At 68.2% G+C, this 20,906-nt stretch carries 10 protein-coding genes; 7 read left to right on the forward strand and 3 right to left on the reverse strand.

Going from position 1 to position 20,906, the window contains the following annotated elements; all coding sequences use genetic code 11:
- Positions 1 to 3: 3 nt before the first annotated feature.
- From FOH10_RS35240 to dnaE, 4 genes are all read left to right on the forward strand, one after another.
- Positions 4 to 11,013, forward strand: a complete 11,010-nt coding sequence (locus tag FOH10_RS35240; RefSeq protein ID WP_221937990.1) for a type I polyketide synthase — start codon at positions 4 to 6, stop codon at positions 11,011 to 11,013.
- A complete protein-coding gene (locus FOH10_RS34850) occupies positions 11,010 to 11,468 on the forward strand; it encodes a nuclear transport factor 2 family protein (protein WP_186000869.1) in 459 nt (152 codons plus the stop codon). Before FOH10_RS35240 ends, FOH10_RS34850 begins: the two co-directional genes overlap by 4 nt.
- A gap of 78 nt (positions 11,469 to 11,546) precedes the next feature.
- Positions 11,547 to 12,347, forward strand: a complete 801-nt coding sequence (locus tag FOH10_RS16615; RefSeq protein ID WP_244962022.1) for a thioesterase II family protein — start codon at positions 11,547 to 11,549, stop codon at positions 12,345 to 12,347.
- A 169-nt stretch (positions 12,348 to 12,516) separates the two neighbouring features.
- Positions 12,517 to 16,035 carry a DNA polymerase III subunit alpha gene (gene dnaE, locus FOH10_RS16620; protein ID WP_244962088.1) on the forward strand — a complete coding sequence of 1,173 codons (3,519 nt, stop codon included), beginning with the start codon at positions 12,517 to 12,519 and terminating at the stop codon, positions 16,033 to 16,035.
- Between the two features lie 27 nt (positions 16,036 to 16,062).
- Here dnaE and FOH10_RS16625 read toward each other — a convergent pair whose 3' ends face one another.
- A complete protein-coding gene (locus tag FOH10_RS16625) occupies positions 16,063 to 16,437 on the reverse strand; it encodes a DUF6300 family protein (RefSeq protein WP_143981422.1) in 375 nt (124 codons plus the stop codon).
- A gap of 154 nt (positions 16,438 to 16,591) precedes the next feature.
- Here FOH10_RS16625 and FOH10_RS34855 point away from each other — a divergent pair, with 154 nt between their 5' ends.
- The gene (locus FOH10_RS34855; protein ID WP_186000870.1) at positions 16,592 to 16,756 is read left to right on the forward strand and encodes a DUF6374 family protein; all 165 of its coding nucleotides are present in this window, start codon (positions 16,592 to 16,594) and stop codon (positions 16,754 to 16,756) included.
- A 556-nt stretch (positions 16,757 to 17,312) separates the two neighbouring features.
- On the opposite strand, the gene FOH10_RS16630 is transcribed toward FOH10_RS34855, so the two are convergent.
- Positions 17,313 to 17,936, reverse strand: a complete 624-nt coding sequence (locus FOH10_RS16630; RefSeq protein ID WP_143981423.1) for a TetR/AcrR family transcriptional regulator — start codon at positions 17,934 to 17,936, stop codon at positions 17,313 to 17,315.
- A 161-nt stretch (positions 17,937 to 18,097) separates the two neighbouring features.
- Between FOH10_RS16630 and FOH10_RS16635 the strand changes: the two genes are divergently transcribed.
- Positions 18,098 to 19,030 (forward strand): metal-dependent hydrolase, encoded by a 933-nt coding sequence (locus FOH10_RS16635; protein ID WP_143981424.1) that lies wholly within the window; start codon positions 18,098 to 18,100, stop codon positions 19,028 to 19,030.
- Positions 19,030 to 20,187, forward strand: a complete 1,158-nt coding sequence (locus tag FOH10_RS16640; protein ID WP_143981425.1) for a DUF7802 domain-containing protein — start codon at positions 19,030 to 19,032, stop codon at positions 20,185 to 20,187. The genes FOH10_RS16635 and FOH10_RS16640 overlap by 1 nt, the downstream gene beginning before the upstream one ends.
- A gap of 37 nt (positions 20,188 to 20,224) precedes the next feature.
- Here FOH10_RS16640 and FOH10_RS16645 read toward each other — a convergent pair whose 3' ends face one another.
- The gene (locus FOH10_RS16645) at positions 20,225 to 20,842 is read right to left on the reverse strand and encodes a TetR family transcriptional regulator (RefSeq protein ID WP_143981426.1); all 618 of its coding nucleotides are present in this window, start codon (positions 20,840 to 20,842) and stop codon (positions 20,225 to 20,227) included.
- Positions 20,843 to 20,906: the final 64 nt, after the last annotated feature.

Genomic DNA, 20,906 nt, shown 5'->3' on the forward strand with positions numbered 1-20,906 from the left:
GACGTGAACGAGGAAAAGACCCTTCAGTACCTCAAGCGCCTCACCGCCGAGCTGCGCGACACCCGCCAGCGGCTGCGCGCGGCCGAGGAGAGCGGCCGGGAACCACTCGCCGTGGTGGGCATGGCGTGCCGGTATCCGGGTGGGGTGACCACGCCCGAACAGCTGTGGCAGCTGGTGGCGTCCGGGCGGGACGCGATCGGCGGATTCCCCGACGACCGCGGCTGGGATATCGACCGACTGCGGGGTGCGCGCCCCGGCGAAGCGGGCAGCAGCGACACCCTGCAGGGTGGATTCCTGTACGACGCGGCGGAATTCGACGCGGGGTTCTTCGGCATCTCCCCGCGCGAGGCCCTCGCCATGGACCCGCAGCAACGGCTGCTGCTGGAAACCGCCTGGGAGGCGGTGGAAAGCGCGCGCATCGTTCCCGATGCGCTGCGCGGCAGCCGCACCGGCGTGTTCGTCGGCGTCATGTACCACGACTACGCCTCGCGCCTGGCCGAGATCCCGGATGTGGTCGAGGGGTTTCTCGGCACCGGCAACTCGGGCAGCATCGCCTCGGGTCGGCTCGCGTACACGCTGGGGCTGGAGGGGCCCGCGGTCACGATCGACACCGCCTGCTCGTCGTCGCTGGTGGCACTGCATCTGGCGGGTCAGGCGCTGCGTCGCTCGGAATGCTCGCTCGCCCTGGTCGGCGGTGTCACCGTGATGGCCAGCCCGGCGCCGTTCATCGACTTCAGCAGGCAGCAGGGCCTGGCATCGGACGGCCGGTGCAAGTCGTTCTCCCGCACCGCCGATGGCACGGGCTGGGCCGAGGGCGCGGGCATGCTGGTGGTCGAGCGGCTCTCCGACGCCGTCCGCAACCACCATCCGATCCTGGCGATCGTGCGCGGCACCGCGGTGAATCAGGACGGCCGATCCAACGGTCTCACCGCGCCGAACGGGCCGTCGCAGCAGCGCGTCATCCGCGACGCCCTCATCGACGCCGGATTGCGCGCCGAGCAGGTCGACGCGGTCGAGGCACACGGCACCGGAACACGGCTCGGCGACCCCATCGAGGCCCAAGCCCTGCTCGCCACCTACGGACAGGACCGCGACCGGCCGCTGCGGCTGGGCTCCATCAAATCCAATATCGGCCACACCCAGGCCGCCGCGGGCATCGCGGGCGTGATCAAGATGGTGATGGCCATGCGGCACGCCACCCTGCCGCGCACGCTGCACGTCGACGAACCCACCCCCGAGGTCGACTGGAGTTCCGGCGCGGTCGAACTGCTCACCGACCCCGTCGCCTGGGACGAGCGCGACGGCACCCGCCGCGCGGGCGTGTCCTCGTTCGGCTTCAGCGGGACCAACGCCCACGTCATTCTCGAACAGGCGCCGGGACCGGAAGCACCGGCGGACAGAGGAACTCCCCCGCCGGTCGTGCCCTGGCTGCTGTCGGCCAAGACACCCGAGGCTCTGCGCGCCCAGGCTGCCCGGCTGGCCGACCGCGTCGACACCGAGGCCGCGGTGCTCGACATCGGTTACTCGCTGGCAACCACGCGCGCCCAGTTCGAGGAACGTGCCGTGGTGCTGGGTGGCGACCGCGACGAGTACCGGCAGGCACTGCTCGCGGTGGCCGCGGGCGACCATCCCGCCGCGGCGGTCACGGGCCGGGCAGCCAAGGGCGGTGTGGCCATGGTGTTCTCCGGACAGGGCACCCAACGCCCGGGGATGGGCCGTGAACTCTACGACGCCCACCCCGTCTACGCCGAGGCCTTCGACGCCGCCTGCGCGGCACTCGACCCGCATCTGCCGAATCCGTTGCGCGAGATCGTCTTCGGGTCCGACGCCGAACTCCTCGACCGCACGCAATACGCCCAACCGGCGCTGTTCGCCGTGCAGGTCGCCCTGTTTCGGCTCTGGGAGCGCTGGGGCGTCGCACCCGCCGTTCTCGCCGGGCACTCCATCGGCGAGATCGCCGCCGCACACGTCGCGGGCGTCCTCACCCTCGGCGACGCCGCCACCCTGGTCGCCCACCGCGGCAGGTTGATGCAGTCGCTGCCCGAGGGCGGCGCGATGGTCGCGGTCGACTGCACCGAGGACGACATCCTTCCCCGGCTGTCCGGATATGAGGGCAGGGTTGGCATCGCGGCCGTCAACGGCCCGAATTCTCTTGTCCTGTCCGGTGATCGCGCCGCACTCGCCGAGATCGTCGGTCACCTCGACGGGCATCGGACCAAGTGGCTGCGCGTCTCGCACGCCTTCCACTCCCCGCTGATGGACCCGATCCTCGACCGCTTCCGCGACGTCGTAGCCGGTCTGGGCTTCCGCTCACCCACCTGCCCGCTCATCTCCACCGTCACCGGGGCGCCGGTCGACGACGGCACCCTCGCCGACCCCGAGCACTGGATTCGCCACGCCCGCGACACCGTCCGTTTCGCCGACGCCATGGCCGCCGTCGCGGCCCGAGAACCGGCCGCCCACCTCGAGATCGGCCCCGGCAGCGGGCTCATCCCGCACCTGCCCGCCGGTGCAGTCGCCAGCTTGCGCCCCGGACAGCCGGAGCCGCACGCGCTCACCACTGCTCTCACCCACCTCGTGACCGGCGGACTGAATCCGGACTGGCACAACTACTTCGCCGACAGCGGCGCGCAGCAAGTGCCGCTGCCGACCTATCCCTTCCAGCACGCACGGTACTGGCTGGAATCGGCCGAGGTCGGCGGACATTCGGCACACCCACTGCTGCACACCGTGGTCGGCCTCGCCGACGGCGACCGAGCGCTCCTCACCGGCACGCTGTCCCTGGCCGCGCACCCGTGGCTGGCGGATCACACCGTGCACGGTGACGCACTGCTGCCCGGCACCGCGTTCGTCGAATTCGCTCTGCACGCCGGTCAACACGTGAACCATCCCCAGCTGGCCGAGCTCACCCTCGGCGCTCCCCTCGTCCTCCCCCGAGACACCAACGTCCATCTGCAGATTCTGGTGGACGAACCGGATGCCGCCGGGCGAACGGTCACCGTCTTCTCGCGCGCAGCCGACGCCGAGCCGGGCGAGCCGTGGACCAAACATGCCGAGGGACGGCTGACCGCCGAGATCGCACGTCCGGTCGAGGATCTCACGGCGTGGCCGCCCGCAGGCGCCACGCCGCTGAATACCGGTGCGCTGTACGGTGATCGGCCCGACCTGCGGTACGGCCCCGCATTCCAGGGAGTGCGCCGGGCCTGGCTGCGCGAGGGCGAGGTATTCGCCGAGGTCGAACTGGACGAGGCACAACACGCCGACGCGGACCGTTTCGCGGTGCATCCGGCCCTGCTCGACGCCGCGCTGCACCCCATCGGGCTCACGCCGTTCCTCGACGCCGCCGACACACCCATCGTGCCGTTCTCGTGGAGCGGACTCGCGTTGCACGCCGTCAACGCCCGGCATCTGCGGGTGCGCATCTCCTCGGCCGGACGGGACACCGTGGCCCTGCTGCTTGCCGACGCCTCGGGCCGCCCGGTGCTGGACGTCGCCCGACTCACGCTGCGGCCGCTGCCGCAGTCGCGCACCACAGGTCGGCTCGACCGCTCGCTGTTCCGGACAACCTGGGTGTCACTGCCGCAGGCGCGGCCCGCCACGGAACCGGAGGTGGTCTTCCTCCCGTTACCACCGGCCGACGACGCCGAAGGCACTGCGGCACAAGCGCTGTCGATCCTGCAGGACTGGCTGACGGACGAGCGCGGCTCGTCCGCGCTCCTCGCGGTGGTCACCACCGGCTCCCATCTGCTCGACGACGACGAACCGACCGATGTGCGGGCGGCCCTGGCGAATGCGGCGGTATGGGGTCTGACGAAATCGGCGCAGTCCGAGCACCCCGACCGGTTCGTGCTGGTGGACGTGGACGATCTCGACGCATCGTGGCGCGAGCAGGTCGTCGCCGCGGTGGCCGCGGGGGAAACCCAGCTCGCGGTCCGGCGCGGCGAGGTGTACGCGCCCCGGCTGGTGCGCGCGGTGCCGGACACGACCGCGGGCCCGGACTGGGCGGCCGGTACGGTGCTGATCACCGGAGCCACGGGCGCGCTCGGCGGTTCGGTGGCCCGCCACCTCGTGCACACGCACGGCGCCCGCGACCTCCTGTTGCTGGCACGCCGCCCGGTCCCGGCGGAACTGCTGACGGAGTTGAGCGCCACCGGAGCTCACGTGGCGTCGATCGCGTGTGATCTGACCGACCGTGCGGAGCTCGCCGCCGTCCTGCACGGCCGCGACCTCGCCGCGGTCGTCCACTGCGCGGGCATCCTCGACGATGCGGTCCTCACCAACCAGACACCCGAGCACCTGCACCGCGCGTTCGCGCCGAAGGCCCTCGCGGCGTGGCATCTGCACGAACTCACCCGCGACCACAACACCACCCTCATCCTGTTCTCCTCCGCCGCAGCCACACTCGGCTCACCCGGCCAAGCCAACTACGCCGCCGCCAACGCCTACCTCGACGCCCTCGCCCACCACCGCACCACCAACGGACACCCCACCACCAGCATCGCCTGGGGACTCTGGAACACCGGCATGGCGAACGCCGCGGCCACGAGGCGCGGCATGCGGCCGCTGGCCGAACACGAGGGTCTTCGGCTGTTCGACGCGGCACTGACGTCGGGTGCCCCCGTCATCGTCCCGATGCATCTGGACCCGCACGCGGTCGCCGCCGCCACGGGGTCGGTGCCCGCTCTGCTGCGTGCACTCGTGTCCACCGCGCCTCGCAGGGCCGTTGCGGGCGAGGCGGATTCGTTGCGCGAGCGGCTTCGTCGGATGTCCCCCGCGGATCGCGACACCGCCCTGCTCGCCCTCGTCCGCGAGCGGGTCGCTGCCGTGCTCGGCCATGCCGACACGTCCGCGATCGCGCCCGAGCGTGCCTTCCACGACCTCGGCTTCGACTCGCTCACCGCCGTCGAGTTCCGCAACGGCATGAATGCGGCGACCGGGCTCGAACTTCCGGCCACGCTCGTCTTCGATCACCCGAACGCGGCCGCGCTCGTCGACCACCTGCACGGCGAGCTGCTCGGCACGGCCACGGTCGACGCCGCACCGGCGATTGCCGTTGCCTCCCAGGACGATCCGATCGTCATCGTGGGCATGGCCTGCCGGTACCCGGGCGGCATCGACAGCCCGGAGGAGATGTGGCAGCTGCTGGCCTCCGGCCAGGACGCGGTCACCGCCTTTCCCACCGACCGTGGCTGGGACGAGGCGAGGATCTACGGCCCGGACACTGCGGGCGGGTCCGTCACCCGCGAGGGCGGATTTCTGCACGAGGCCGCCGAATTCGACGCCGCGCTGTTCGGGGTCTCCCCGCGCGAGGCGCTCGCGATGGATCCGCAGCAGCGGCTGCTGCTGGAGATCACCTGGGAGGCATTCGAACGCGCGGGTATCGACCCGATGTCGCTGCGCGGCAGCAAGACCGGCGTCTTCACCGGTGTCATGTACAACGACTACGCCGCCCGTTTCGACCGGGCACCCGAGGAGGTCGCCGGATACCTGGGCAACGGCAGCGCGGGCAGCATCGCCTCGGGTCGCATCTCCTACACCTTCGGGCTCGAAGGCCCCGCGGTCACCATCGACACCGCGTGCTCGTCGTCGCTGGTTGCCGTGCATCTGGCCGCCCAGGCACTGCGCAACGGTGAATGCGCGATGGCACTGGCGGGCGGCGTCACCGTCATGGCCACCCCGACCACATTCACCGAATTCAGTCGGCAGGGCGGACTTTCACCCGACGGCCGCTGCAAGGCATTCTCCAGCGATGCCGATGGCACCGGCTGGGGGGAGGGTGTGGGTCTGCTTCTGCTCGAACGACTCTCCAATGCGCAACGCAACGGTCACCCGATACTGGCGATGGTCCGTGGTTCGGCGATCAACCAGGACGGTGCGTCCAATGGCCTCACCGCGCCCAACGGTCCCTCGCAGCAGCGGGTGATCCGCCAGGCCCTAGCCAACGCGGGTCTGCGACCGTCCGACATCGATGCTGTCGAGGCCCATGGCACCGGCACCCGGCTCGGCGACCCCATCGAAGCCCAAGCACTCCTGGCCACCTACGGACAACACCGCGAGACACCCCTCTGGCTCGGCTCGATCAAATCCAACATCGGCCACACCCAAGCCGCCGCCGGCGCCGCCGGAATCATCAAAATGATCATGGCCATGCGACACGGCACCCTGCCCCGCACCCTCCACATCGACGAGCCCACACCCCACGCCGACTGGACCAGTGGCGCGGTCGCACTGCTCACCGAGAACCAGCCGTGGCCCGACCACGATCGACCGCGCCGCGCGGGCGTGTCGTCGTTCGGCATCAGCGGCACCAACGCCCACGTCATCCTCGAGCAACCACCGCACGCGGCCGACCCCGCCACACCACGACCCGATAACGGCACCGCCGTACCCTTGGTACTGTCCGCGCACACGCCAACGGCCCTGCGCGCCCAGGCAGCTCGGCTGGCCGACGCCCTGGACGACAAGGCCCTCGCGGATGTCGGCTACTCGCTGGCCGTGGGCCGGGCCGCGCTGGACGAACGCGCCGTGGTGGTCGCGAACAATCCGGCTCGCGGCGCCCAGGCGCTGCTCGCCTTCGCGCGGGGCGGCTCGCATCCGGACGTCGTCGTCGGCCGCGCGTTTCGGGGCGGGGTGGCGATGGTGTTCTCCGGCCAGGGCACCCAACGCCCCGGCATGGGCCGCGAACTCTACGACACCTATCCGGTCTACGCCGAAGCCTTCGACGCCGCCTGCACCGAACTCGACCCCAACCTGCCCCAACCCCTGCGCGACATCGTCTTCGGCGACAACCCCGACCTGCTCAACCAAACCCGGTACGCCCAACCCGCCCTGTTCGCCGTCCACGTCGCGCTCTACCGACTCTGGGAATCGTGGGGCATCACCCCCACCGTCGTGACCGGGCACTCCATCGGCGAGATCGCCGCCGCCCACATCGCGGGCGTGCTCACCCTCACGGACGCCGCCACCCTCGTGAGCGTCCGCGGCAGACTCATGCAATCCCTGCCCGAGGGCGGCGCCATGATCGCCATCGAGGCGACCGAACACAAGATCCGGCCACTGCTCGACGGATACGAGAACGAGATCGGCATCGCCGCCGTCAACGGACCCACATCCCTCGTCCTGTCCGGAGACCGCGCCGCACTCACCGCAATCACGAGCCGATTGCACGAAACCCGCACCCGCTGGCTGCGGGTCTCCCACGCCTTCCACTCACCACTGATGGACCCCATCCTCGACGAATTCCGCGAAGTCGTCGCGCAACTGACATTCTCGCCACCGACCCTGCCGATCATCTCCACCGTGACCGGCGGCCCCGTCGACGCGACCACCCTCGCCGACCCGGACTACTGGGTCCACCACGCCCGCAACACCGTCCGCTTCGCCGACGCCCTCGCACACATCACCACCGACACCTACCTCGAGATCGGCCCCAAATCCGCCCTCGTCCCCCACCTTCCCGCCGGAGCCGTCGCCAGTCTCCGCACCGATGCACCAGAACCCCACGCCCTCACCACGGCTCTCGCCCGCTTGGTCGCGGGTGGCGCGACTCCCAACTGGCACAACTGCTTCGCGGGCTCCGGTGCGAGCGTCACGGCGCTGCCGACGTACCCGTTCCAACACCAGCGCTACTGGCTCGACCATCGGGCATCCGGCCCGGCGGATCTCCAAGCGGCCGGTGTCGACGGGGCCGGGCACGCCCTGCTGACGGCGGTGGTCGCCGACCCGGAGTCGGATGCGCTGATGTTCTGCGGCCGCATCGGCCTCGGCACGCATCCCTGGCTCGCCGATCACGCCGTCGGGGATCGGGTCGTGCTCCCTGGCACCGCGCACGTCGACCTCCTCCTGCACGCGGGCCTCGAATGCGGTCTCGGCGAGCTCGACGATCTGATCCTGGAGGCACCGCTCGTGCTCCCCGCCGATGCGGCGTTGGACATCAGGGTGACCGTCGAGCCGCCCGATGCCGCGGGCCGCAGGACCGCCCGCGTGCACAGCCGCGAATCCGGCACGGAGAACACCTGGAACCGTCACGCCACCGCCGTGCTCACCGAACCGAGCTCGTCTCGAGCCACCGAGGCCGTGCCGCCGTGGCCGCCTCAGGACGCGCAGAGTCTGGACCTCGACACGATCTACGATCGGTTGGCGGACAACGGTTTGCACTACGGCCCCGCGTTCCGCGGTCTGCGTGCCGCGTGGCGGACGTCCGACGAGGTGTTCGCCGAGGTGGCCCTGCCGGAGGGAACCGACCTCACCGGACACGTCGTCCACCCTGCCCTGCTGGACGCGGCACTGCACGCCATCGGGCTCGGTGACCTCGTCGACGCCTCCGACTCCGCCCCGAGCTTGCCTTTCGCCTGGCGCGGTGTCCGTGTCGTGTCCTCCGGCGCCACCGCTGTGCGCGTGCGGCTCCGGTCGACCGGCAACGACACCGTGGCACTTCATCTTTCCGATTCCGACGGCCGCGAGGTGGGCAGCGTGGAAGCGTTGACCCTGCGCCGGCTGGCCATCGACCAGGTGCGGACCGAGCCCCCCAGGGCGCTGCTCGGCGTGCGCTGGCACGAGTTGCCCCCGCAACAGGCCGCCGCCCCGTCGTGGTGGGTCGTCCTCGACGACGAGCAGCGGTGGCTGACGTCGATGGTGCGCGACAGCGGCGCCCGCGTGGAGCCGTATGCCGATCTGGCCGAGCTGGCCTCGGCGGCAACGACTTCCGGCGCCGTCCCCGAGGCGGTCTTCCTCGCACCGACCGCACCCGGCGGCGACCTGCCCGCGGCCACCACGCGGCTGACCTCGCGCGTCCTCGCGCTCCTGCAGGCGTGGCTGGCCGACTCGCGCTTCTCGGCGAGCCGGCTGGTCGTGGTGACCCGAGACGCCGCGACGAACCCGATCATGGCCGCACTCACCGGTCTGTTGCGCGCCGCCCAGGCCGAGCATCCCGGCCGGGTGACCACGGTCGATATCGCATCCGGCGCGGATCGACCCGGTGAGCGACAGCTGGCCGCGGTGCTGGCCTCCGGCGAACCCGAGGCCGTGATCCGCGACGGCGGCGTGCACGTGCCCCGGCTCGCGCAGCTCACCGGGACCGCGTCGGCCCCGGTGGATTTGAGCGGCGGCACCGTCCTCGTCACCGGTGCGTCCGGGGCCCTCGGGCAGTTGCTGGCCCGCCACCTCGTCACCGCACACGGCGTCCGCGACCTGCTTCTGGTCAGCCGGAGCGGCGGAATGGACACCCTGCGTACGGAATTAGCGGATCTGGGCGCACGCGTCGAGGTGGCCGCCTGCGATATCGCCGAGCGCGACCAGGTCGCCGCCCTGCTCGCGGGCCGTTCGGTGCACGCGGTGGTGCATGCCGCCGGTGTGCTCGACGACGGCGTGGTCGAGTCGCTGACCGCCGAACAACTCGCGCGCGTGCTGCGCCCGAAGGTGGACGCGGCCTGGCACCTGCACGAATTGGCCGGGAATCCCACGGCATTCGTGCTCTTCTCGTCGGTGGCGGGCATCCTCGGCTCGGCGGGCCAGGCCGCGTACGCGGCAGGCAACGCATTCCTCGACGCCCTCGCCGCCCACCGCGCCGCGAACGGACTCCCGGCGGTTTCGCTGGCGTGGGGCCCCTGGGACATCGAGGACGGCATGGCGACCGAGCAACGCCGGCTCGTCCGCGGCGGGCTCGTCCCGCTGCGGGTCGAGGAGGGTCTGGCACTGTTCGACGCGGCGCTGACCCGGCCGGAACCCCTGCTCGTGCCGGTCCATGCGGATACCGCCGGGCTCCGGGCCACGGCCGCCCGGGAGCCGCTGCCACCGATCTGGCACGGGCTGATCCGCCCCACCCGGACGGGCACGCCCGCGGTGGCGCAACAGGATCTGTCCGCGCGGCTGGCCGAATTGTCCGACGAGGAGCGCGAACTGGCGCTGCTCGACCTGGTCCGGCGCGAGGTCGCCCTCGTGCTCGGCCACGCCTCGCCGGACGAACTGGACGCCGGGCGGGCGTTCACCGAGCTCGGCTTCGACTCGCTGACCGCCGTCGATCTGCGTAACCGATTGGAACGCGCGACCGGGCTGCGCCTGCCCGCGAGCCTGGTGTTCGATCACCCGACGCCACCCGCGCTGATCCGATTCCTGTCCGACGAACTGGCACAGACGGCCGCGCCGACGCCGTCCGCGGCCGACGACACGCTCGGCGCCCTGTTCCGCCTCGCCTGCGTCGAGGACCGGATCGATGCGGGCATGGAGCTGGCGCGTGTGGCGGCGCGCCTGCGCCCGGTGTTCCACGGGCCGGACGAACTCGACCGGCGGCCGAATCCGGTACCGCTGGCCCGTGGGCCGCATCGACCGCGGTTGATCTGTTTCCCCGCGGTGGTGGCGATGTCCGGCGCGCACCAATACGCGCGGTTCGCGGCGACCCTGCGCGACCGCCGTGACACCGTCGTGCTGCCGGAGCCGGGATTCGGCGCCGGAGAGCGGCTCCCGGCCACCGTGGCCGCCCTGGCCGAGGCGCAGGCGCAGGCGGTGCTCGAGCACGCGGCGGGCGAGCCCTACGCACTGCTGGGCTACTCGTCGGGCGGATGGATCGCCCACGAGGTGGCCGCCCGCCTGGAACAGACCGATTCGCCGCCGACGGCCGTCGTGCTCGTCGACACCTATCTGCCCCTGGAGATGAATCCCAGGCTCAGCAGGGCGTTCACACACGGGTTGTTCGCGCGGCGCAGCGAATTGGTGTCGATGGACCACGTGTCGCTGACCGCGATGGGCCGCTACTTCGAGGTCTTCGGCGCCTGGGAGCCGCAGCGCATCGGCGTACCGACGCTGTTCCTGCGCGCCGCCGACGCGCTGCCCGACACCGACGAAACCCCGCTGGCCGACGCCGACTGGGGACCGTCCTGGAAGCTCTGCGACGCCGATCTCACGGTCGCGGGCGACCACTTCACGATCGTGGGAGAGCATGTCGAAGACGCTGCGCGAGCGGTGGATTCGTGGCTCACCGCACTGCCGGTGACAACCGAACAAGAGAGGAACACATGACCGAGATCACCCCCGAACTGGTCGCCGCCGCCTACGAGGCGGTCAGCTCCGGAGACCGCGAGAAGACCGCGCAATACTGGTCGGAGAACCTGCGCTTCCTCGCGCCGGGCAGCCACGCGCAGGCGGGTTGGCGAATCGGCATCGACGACTTCATGGACTACGTGCAGGGCATGCTGGAGGCTTCCGGCGGCACCTGGAGCATGCGGCCCGTCACGCTGCTCATCAACAATGAGGACGGCTATTCCATCGACGCCAACCATATCCACGCCGTGCGCAAGGGCGCGCCGGAGGGCAGCACCTCCCCGTTCGACGTGCTCGACATCTCCGGCGTGCAGATGCTCAAGTGGGAGAACGGAAAGGTCGTCGAGGGCGCCGGCGGGATCTTCGGTGACGGCGCCACGAACTACACCCAGTGGTGGTCGCCGTTGAGCGGCGACGGCGAGCGCCGCTACTGACCACCGCGAGCCCATCCCCCCCCCGCTCCGCCGGCCGATTACCGGTTGGCGGAGCGGGAATTTCGACCGAGAGAACACATGAGTACCCAACGCATGGCCGAACCGACGGCGGACAACGCGCTCTGGATCCGACGACCCCATCCGGCATCCGCACCGGCGATCCGGCTGGTCTGCTTCCCGCACGCCGGGGGTTCGGCGAGCTTCTTCTTCCCGGTTTCGGCGGCGCTGTCCGGTGCGGATTCGCGTGCGGTGGAAGTACTGGCCGTGCAATACCCGGGGCGGCAGGACCGGCGCCTGGACCCGTGTATCGACGATATCGGCGCACTCGCCGAACAGATCTACGCCGCGCTGACACCGTGGACCGATATCCCGCTGGCCTTCTTCGGCCACAGCATGGGCGCGATCCTGGCCTTCGAGGTCGCGCGGCTGCTCGAGGAGCGGGACGGGGTCGTGCTGGCCATGCTGTTCGCCTCCGGCCGCCGCGCACCCTCCCGGCATCGCGACGAGCACGTGCACACCGGCGACGACAACGCGATCGTCGCGGAGCTTCGATCCCTCAGCGGCACCGACAGCACGCTGCTCGGCGACGAGGAGATACTGCGCATGATCCTGCCCGCGATCCGCAGCGACTACAAGGCGATCGAAACCTACCGGTGCGCCCCCGGGGCCACCGTCCGATCCCCGATCACGGTGCTCGTCGGTGACGACGACGCGAAGACGACCGTGGACGAGGCGCGCGACTGGGCGCGGCACACCACCGCGTCGTGCGAGACCCTGATCTTCTCCGGCGGGCATTTCTACCTGACCACCCACCGGACCGCCGTCCTCGACACGATCACGAAAACCTTGCTCAGCGTGTCCGGTCCGCGCGCGGAATAGCTTGCGGCACAGGGCCAGCCAAGACAACCAGTGGTTGTCACAGTGTGCGTGTCGATTGTTTGACCCTCGATCGTCGGCTCGGCTCGAATAGGTCGATCCGAGCCTGAGTCGCGTCTGGAGGCGTCCGTTGTCCTCGTTCGTTCACCTGCATGTTCACACCGAATACTCGATGCTGGACGGTGCGGCGAAGATCAAGCCACTGTTCGAGGAGGCCGGTCGACTCGGTATGACCGCGGTGGGCATGACCGACCACGGAAACATGTTCGGCGCGGACGAGTTCTACCAGGTCGCCACGAAGATGGGCATCAAACCCATCATCGGCATCGAGGCCTACGTCGCTCCCGGGAGCCGCTTCCACAAGAAGCCGGTGTTCTGGGGCCAGGCCAACCAGCGCGGCTCCAACGGGGAGGGCGTCGGCGGCGACGTCTCCGGCGGCGGTGCCTACACACACATGACCATGCTGGCGCAGAACGCCCGAGGGCTACGCAACCTGTTCAAGCTGTCCTCGCTGGCGAGCATGGAGGGCTACTACCGCAAGCCCCGCATGGACCGCGAACTGATCGCCGCGCACTCCGAGGGAATCATTGCCACCACCGGCTGCCCCTCCGGCGAGGTGCAGACCCGGCTGCGGCTCGGCCAGCATGCCGAGGCCCTCCAGGCCGCCTCCGACTACCGGGACATCTTCGGCAAGGACAATTTCTTCGTCGAATTGATGGACCACGGCCTGCCCATCGAACGGTCGGTCCGCGAGGGCCTGCTCGAGATCAGCGCGAAACTCGACCTGCCCCCGGTGGCCACCAACGACTCTCACTACGTCACCAAGGATCAGGCCGACGCCCACGCCGCGCTGCTGTGCGTCCAGGCCGGCAAGACGCTCAGCGATCCGACTCGGTTCAAGTTCGACGGCGACGGCTACTTCCTACAGTCGGCCGAGGAGATGCGGGCGTACTGGGACACCCAGGTCCCGGGTGCGGCCGACAGCACCCTGTTGATCGCCGAACGGGTCGAGTCCTACTCCGAGGTGTGGCAGCACACCGATCGGATGCCGATCTACGAGGCGCCCACGGGTTACGACGTGACCTCGTGGTTTCGCGAACAGGTCATGCGCGGCCTGGAGTGGCGGTTGCCCGCCGGCGTACCCGACGAGTACATCCGCCGCGCCGAGTTCGAAATCGACATCATCGTGCAGAAGGGATTTCCGGCGTACTTCCTCATCACCGCCGACCTGATGAATCATGCACGCAGGCAAGGCATTCGGGTCGGCCCGGGTCGCGGGTCGGCGGCCGGGTCGCTCGTCTCCTACGCGCTGGGCATCACCAATCTCGACCCCATCGAGCACGGCCTGCTGTTCGAGCGGTTCCTCAACCCCGAGCGCGTGTCCATGCCTGATATCGATATGGACTTCGACGATCGTCGCCGCGGGGAAATGGTGCGCTATGCCACCGAAAAGTACGGCACCGATCGCGTCGCGCAGGTGATCACCTTCGGCAAGATCAAGACCAAGGCGGCGATCAAGGATGCCGCCCGGGTCCACTTCGGCCAGCCGGGGTTCTCCATCGCCGACCGGATCTCCAAAGCCCTTCCGCCGCCCGTCGCCGCGAAAGACATCCCGCTGGCGGGCATCGTCGATCCGAAGCACGAGCGGTATCCCGAAGCCGCCGAGGTCCGTTCACTGATCGAGACCGACAAAGACGTCTCCACCATCTTCGAGACCGCCCGCGGGCTGGAAGGTTTGATCCGAAACGCGGGCGTGCACGCCTGCGCGGTGATCATGTCCTCGGAACCTCTGGCAGATGTGATCCCGCTGTGGCAGCGCGACGACGGCGCGGTCATCACGGGTTGGGACTACCCGTCCTGTGAGGCCATCGGCCTGCTGAAGATGGACTTCCTCGGCCTGCGCAACCTCACCGTGATCGGCGACGCGATCGACAACATCGAGGCCAACCGCGGCGAGAAGGTGGAGCTCGATTCGCTCGGGACCGATGACCCGAAGACATACCAGCTGCTCGGCCGCGGCGACAGCCTCGGGGTGTTCCAGCTCGATGGCAACGCGATGCGCGACCTGCTGCGCCGGTTGGGGCCCACCGGCTTCGAGGACATCATCGCCGTCAACGCACTGTATCGGCCGGGACCGATGGCGATGAACACGCACAACAACTACGCCGACCGCAAGAACGGCCGGCAGGCGATCGAGCCGATCCACGAGGAACTGGCCGAGCCGCTGCGCGACATTCTGGCCGAGACCTACGGCCTGGTCGTGTACCAGGAACAGATCATGCAGATCGCTCAACGGGTGGCCGGCTTCTCGATGGGCCGCGCCGACGTCCTGCGCCGGGCGATGGGCAAGAAGAAGCTCGAGGTTCTGGAGAAGGAATTCGAAGGCTTCCGGGCGGGCATGCGCGAGAACGGATTCTCCGACGAGGCGGTGCAGGCCCTGTGGGACACGGTTCTGCCGTTCGCCGGGTACGCGTTCAACAAGTCACACGCTGCGGGCTACGCACTGGTCGGCTACTGGACGGCCTATCTCAAGGCCAACTACCAGGCCGAGTATATGGCGGCATTGCTGACCTCGGTCGCAGACAACAAGGACAAGTCGGCGATCTACCTGGCCGAGTGCCGACAGCTGGGCCTGAAGGTGCTGCCGCCCGACGTCAACGAGTCCTCGCTGCGGTTCTCCGCCGTCGGCAACGACATCCGGTTCGGGCTCGGCGGCATTCGCAACGTCGGCGCCAACGTGGTCGAGTCGATCATCGACACCCGCAACAAGAAGGGCAAGTACACGTCCTTTGCCGATTTCGTCGAGAAGTCGGAACTGGTCTGCTGCAACAAGCGCGTCCTGGAATCCCTGATCAAGGCTGGTGCGTTCGACTCGTTCGGCCATCCGCGCAAGGCGCTCATAGACGTCCACGAGGAAGCCGTGGATGCTGTTACGGGCCTCAAGCGTCAAGAGGCGATGGGGCAGTTCGATCTGTTCGGTATCGAGGGTGGTGCGGAGGAAGACTCCAGCAACTCCTCGCCACTGAGCCACCTGAGCTTCGACGGCGAAGAGTGGCCTCGCAAAGTACTACTCGGCATCGAGAGAGAAATGTTGGGGCTGTACGTATCCGGTCACCCCCTCGATGGCACAAGCCATATTCTCCGAAAGGCAGCTCCAAAGCCGATCGCGACTGTGTTGGCGAACGCTCCGCGCGAAGGGACGATCACGATCTCGGGAATTATCTCCGCGCTGGAACGCCGAGTCAACAAGAAGGGTGAAAGCTGGGCGATCGCCGTTATCGAAGATCTGGATGCTTCGGTCGAGGTTTTGTTCTTCCCCAAGAGCTACAGCGTATTCTCGGCCGATCTCGTCGTCGACTCGGTTGTGGTCGTAGAGGGACGGGTCAATTGGCGCGAAGAGAAGCTGGGGGTTTTCGGCACTCACCTCGCACCACTCGACGTCGGTTCCGTGGAACGTGGCGAGCAGACACCCCCGCTGATGCTCGAGATCAATGCCGAGACCACCGATCGGGACAGCGTACTCGAACTCAAGTCCGCTCTGCGATCCCACCGTGGGGGAACTCCAGTACGTCTCGTCCTGTGCTACCGGGAACGCCGGACCACACTCGCGGTCGACGACTTCCCGGTGACTGTGACATCCGCCCTGCTGGGTGAGTTGCGAGCGGTTAGAGGCGTGAAAGTGATGTCATGACAACGGTGTTCACAATTCGCACCCTGATCAGGCGGAAGCGGGGCCGCCTTCACGGAAAACTGCGAGTTGAGCCTCGTCGATTCGGGAGGGTACGACCTCGCTCAGCCAGTCGCTCAGTACCGTGGCGAACTCCAGCAGTGACGAATCGGTCATTCCACCACGGCCCGCGACGTAGTCGATGACCGCTCGAGCCGCCGGATTCAACCTGTCGCAGTTCGAACAGAGACCCACGGTCCGGAATCCTCGCACCTCCAGACCATCCTCGCGCAGAAACGAACTCCGTGTCCGCACCGCACAAATCAACGAATCGCCACACCTGTGACACGGAAGATCTTCCACCAGCAGGAATTCGCATTCCAGTCCCGGCGAGTCGCTCACTCGCCCGTCCCCGGTCTCGATCACTTCGCCGCCTCTCTCTGCTGCGAGCATGCCCTGCGAAAAGATTCGACTAGATCCTCACTTCCTTGTCCAACAAACAACACACCTAATTCCCAACCGCCAGTTGTCGATAACACACAGCACCAGAACGGATCCTGCCGTGATGTATTCTTCCCGAGTGCTCGGACTATCTCGAATCTCGTTTGCCCAGACGCAGATCGACAATGTACGGCGCCAACTGCTTGATGCCGCGGCCTTCGGCAAGAGCATCACACCCGACCAGCTCGAACACCTCGCCGCAAAACTCTCCGAGAGCTTGCGGATTCTTACCGAGGAGACCTGACGAATCGACCTCTCGGCCGCGACCGCCATCGTGCCGATCGAGCCATCGTAAGGCCCGCCAGGGCAAGGCATCTCACTCGGCGAGCGTACGAAGCGGTTCCGCGGCTACGGCTTCGGCCGGGGCACAGCTATGACAGGAACGAACCGCGAGCGACCATGCTCTGAATGTGCTAGGTCCGATACCGTCGGCGATCGTCCCCGGCGCGCAGGCGATCGGCATCGGCGCAGGACGCCCACCAGCGTTCACAGAGCAGGATGTGCGGGTGATCCAGCAGAACAGGTGATAGCAGCGATTCCGCGATGGCGGCGGAAGTTCGTGCGGCGCTTGCCGATGCCACTGCTGCGAATACCACGACACTCCTCCTGTCAGCGTGGACACATCCCCGGCCACGCTTCAGGACTCCAGGGGGAACACCGACAACGATACGTGCTCACGCGCGGACAGTCGAACATTCCGCAAACTCGGCGCCGGCCGACACGGCCCGGTTTCCGCCCTGTTTGCCGCTCGCGCCCGCCGCGCGATTCCACGCGGACACGCGTCTCACGATGTCAGTGCGTCAGAGTCCGCCCTGCGCGTATGCGCGCTGGGCGGCGATCGCGGAACCCATCCAGCGGCGCAGATAGGCGCGCAACTGCTCCTCGGTGCGCGGCGGACTGCCCGGGGACACGAAGAACGAGTGCATGGTGCGCAGCACGTACTCGACCAGTTCCAGCAGCGCCGCGTCGTCGTAGCCGTACTTCTCCCAGTCCACGTCGAAGCGCCGGATCATCGACATGCCGAAGGCTTTGGCCTGTTCGGAGGTGAGGCTGTCGGGGTCGACGTTGGAGTAGGAGTTGGATAGCAGAATGCCCAGGTGCGGGGTGCGGCGGACCTCGGCGAGGGTGTAGATCACGCCCTCGGTCATGGCTTCGACGGGGTCGTCCAGGCCCGCGACGTGCGCGGTCAGCCGGTCCAGAAAGCCGTCGACCGAGGCGATGGCCGCCGCCGTCATCAAGGCGTCGGCGCTGGGAAAGTACCGGTACACGGTCTGTCGGATGATGCCGAGCGCCTCCGCCACGTCGGCGATGCCGATCGCCGCGCCGGTCTCCCCGATCAATTCGACCGCGGTGGCGACGATACGACTATGCGCCTCTTGGTCATTCGCGGGCGGACTCCCGCCCCATCCGCGTCTGCGCGCCACCGGGCGGACAGTATCACAGCACCGCTCCGCCTCCGCGCAGGAGTAGCGGATTCCCGACAAAGTGATCATACAGTGAGACACGTACTTGTATGGTTGTCGTATCGCGCCTACCGGGCGCGACACCCCGATCGACCCCCATATCCCGAGGCGAGGTACGCCCTGTGACCCATGTGCAACCCCGAAAAATGGATTTCGGCTTCGAAGACGCCGACGTCCCCTTCCTGTGGAATCCGCAGAATCCGGCCTGGTCGAGCATGTCCAACGCGGTCTCGTTCCTGGCCGTCGGCTTCGAGAAGATGATCGTGAAGCTGATCATGCAGCTCAAGCCGGTGCTCACCGATCCGGAAGTGGCCGCCGAGGCCAACGCGTTCATGCGACAGGAAGGCCACCACTCGACCGCGCACCGGCAGCACGTCAAGGCGCTCATCAAGCGGTATCCCGGGCTGCAGAACACCCTCGACGCGGTGATCGGCGAATTCGATCTGCTCACCGAGGCCACCTCGCACAACTATCGACTGGCCTACACCGCCGACCTGGAGGCGACCTTCACACCGGTGTTCAAGCTCATGCTCGACAACGAGGACACACTGTTCCGGCCGGGTGACGACCGGGTCGCCTCGCTGTTCATCTGGCATTTCGTCGAGGAGGTCGAACATCGCAGCTCCGCGCTGATCCTGTTCAACGCCCTCGTCGGCGACGAGCTCTATCGGATGCGGATGGCGCCGTCGATCTTCGCGCATGTGATGAAGGTGATCCGGATCGCGTGCGCCGGTTTCAACCAGCACGTCCCGCTGGCCGACCGGCAGGTCGACTCGCTGTCCATGTTCGCCCGGCACCGCGCCAAGCAGCGGGTGCTGGAGTACTTCGCGCCGTATCTGACCAAGGGTCCGATGCCGCGTGCCTTCGACGGTCTGTCGCGGCGGGAGCAGCTCACCGCCCTCGCCGGTGTGGTCCGCAGCCAGTTGCCCAAACATGATCCGGCACACGAGAAGCTGCCCGAGCTGGCCGATCGCTGGTTCGAGCGCTACGACGCCGGGTACGACTGCACCCGCTGGTACACCGCCGACGCGCTGACCGCTTCGGAGGTGAACTGATGGCAGACCTGTGCACACCCACCTTCGCCGATCTCGCCGCGCGGATGGGCTTCTCCTGCGACGAGACCGGCGGGCTGGTCGAATTCCGTAATCCCGCCGCGCTGGAGAACTGGACGCTGCCGGTGCTCGAGCTGACCATCGTGCTCGGCTCGGTGCTCGCGCTCGTGTACGCGATCATCCGGCTACGCAGGCACGGTGACCCCACCAACCTGGTGCTCTGGTTCGGTGCGACCGCCTACCTGTTCATCATCGAACCGCCGCTGTACTTCCCGTCGGCCTTCGGCATCGCCGAACACGTCGATACGATGTTCGCGCACAACCTGTTCACGGTGGAATTCCTGTGGGGGCGGCTGCCGCTCTACATCATCGCGATCTATCCGCTGATGGCCACGCTCGCCTACGAAACCGTCCGGATGCTGGGCGTTTTCCGGCGCTACGGGGTTTTCCTCGGCGCGGCCTGCGTGGGGTTCGTCCACCATGCCTACTACGAGCTCTTCGATCAGATCGGCCCGCAGCTGCGCTGGTGGGAGTGGGCGGTCGACAATCCGATCAACCAACCGATGTTCGATTCGGTGCCGCTGCCCAGCGTGGTCGTCTTCGCGGCGCTGTGGCCGATGTCGCTGGCACTGTGCGTGCAGTACTTCGTCGGCCGCCACGTCGATTCCGGGCAGCACTTCAGCGGCCCCCAATTGGTCTGGCGCACAGTGGTTATCGGTCTGCTGGCGTCGGTCGGCACCTTCGTCCTGCCACTGCCCGCGACGATTTTCGGGATGGGCAGCGACGCCGTGCGCGGATTCCTCTACGCCGCGGAGCTTTTCGTGCTGTCGGTGGTGGCGGTGGTGCTATTGGCCCGCCAGTGGTCCGCGCTGCGCAACGGCACCGCCACACCACCCGGCTACCGAAACCGCTTCGTGCAGTCGTACGCCGTGATCTATCTGGCCGTCATGGCGCTGCTCTGGATCACCGCCCTCCCCGACTTCCTCGCCGCGGAGGACGGCGTCACCGCCAACGGCGACCCCATCGGCAACCTCTGGTACACGATCGCCTGCTTCGTGATCGCCGTCGCGGCCGCCGTCGCCATTTTCACCGTGCCGCAGGGTGATTCACGCGACGATCGACCGGAAGAGGCCGAACCCATTGCCACCGAGGCTAGTTAGCGCGGGGAACTACCGTGTGAAGTGACTGCCACCGCATTCATGCCGCTCCCTCCTGACCCGTAAAACTCACGTTGTCGGTCGCGGCGGCATGTTCCGGCGTGGTCAGGCGCCCGGCCGTGTCGAGCGTTTCCCGAATGTGCTGGGTGAGGGGGCGCCCGTCGGGGTCGTTGACCCAGTGTTCATAGGCGATCTTGAATGCGGCGATCCCGATTTCCGCGGCAAGTGATGCGGTGGTGATGTCCAGACCGCGTTCGCGCAGCACCCGGGTGAGTGCGGCGGCGAGTGCGGCGAGTTTGGCCAGTTCGCGTTCCTGGAGTTCGGGGTTGGCGGCAATGACGGTCTGGCGTTGTCGCACCAGGTCCTCGCGCCCTTTGAAGACGGGAGCGGCTTCGATCAGGGCGTGAGTGACCACCTCCAGCGGCGGGAACGAGTCGGGGGCGGTGGCCGTGGCGTCCACGAGGATGGCGGCGAGGGGGTTGTCGCCGGGGAAGAGGACTTCCCGTTTGTCGGCGAAGTACCGGTAGAACGTCCGTTCGGTGAGCCCGGCGCGGGCCGCGATCTCCGCGACGGTGGTGGCGTCGAAGCCCTGCTGGTTGTAGAGCTCCAGCGCTGCCTTCTCCAGGCGGCCTCGTGCGTCGGGTTTCCATCGGCTCATGCTGCGATCCTACCCTGCGATGACAGACCCTGACATCAATGTGATGACAGGGTCTGACATGGGT

It is taken from the genome of Nocardia otitidiscaviarum (assembly GCF_007362295.1).
Taxonomy (GTDB): domain Bacteria; phylum Actinomycetota; class Actinomycetes; order Mycobacteriales; family Mycobacteriaceae; genus Nocardia; species Nocardia otitidiscaviarum.

What these genes read in the sequence shown, in the direction of transcription:
- FOH10_RS16640 (WP_143981425.1), top strand. Translation starts at nt 19,030, where the DNA reads ATGGCAGACCTGTGCACACCCACCTTCGCCGATCTCGCCGCGCGGATG.
- FOH10_RS16645 (WP_143981426.1), bottom strand. Translation starts at nt 20,842, where the DNA reads ATGAGCCGATGGAAACCCGACGCACGAGGCCGCCTGGAGAAGGCAGCG.
- FOH10_RS16615 (WP_244962022.1), top strand. Translation starts at nt 11,547, where the DNA reads ATGAGTACCCAACGCATGGCCGAACCGACGGCGGACAACGCGCTCTGG.
- FOH10_RS34850 (WP_186000869.1), top strand. Translation starts at nt 11,010, where the DNA reads ATGACCGAGATCACCCCCGAACTGGTCGCCGCCGCCTACGAGGCGGTC.
- dnaE (WP_244962088.1), top strand. Translation starts at nt 12,517, where the DNA reads ATGCTGGACGGTGCGGCGAAGATCAAGCCACTGTTCGAGGAGGCCGGT.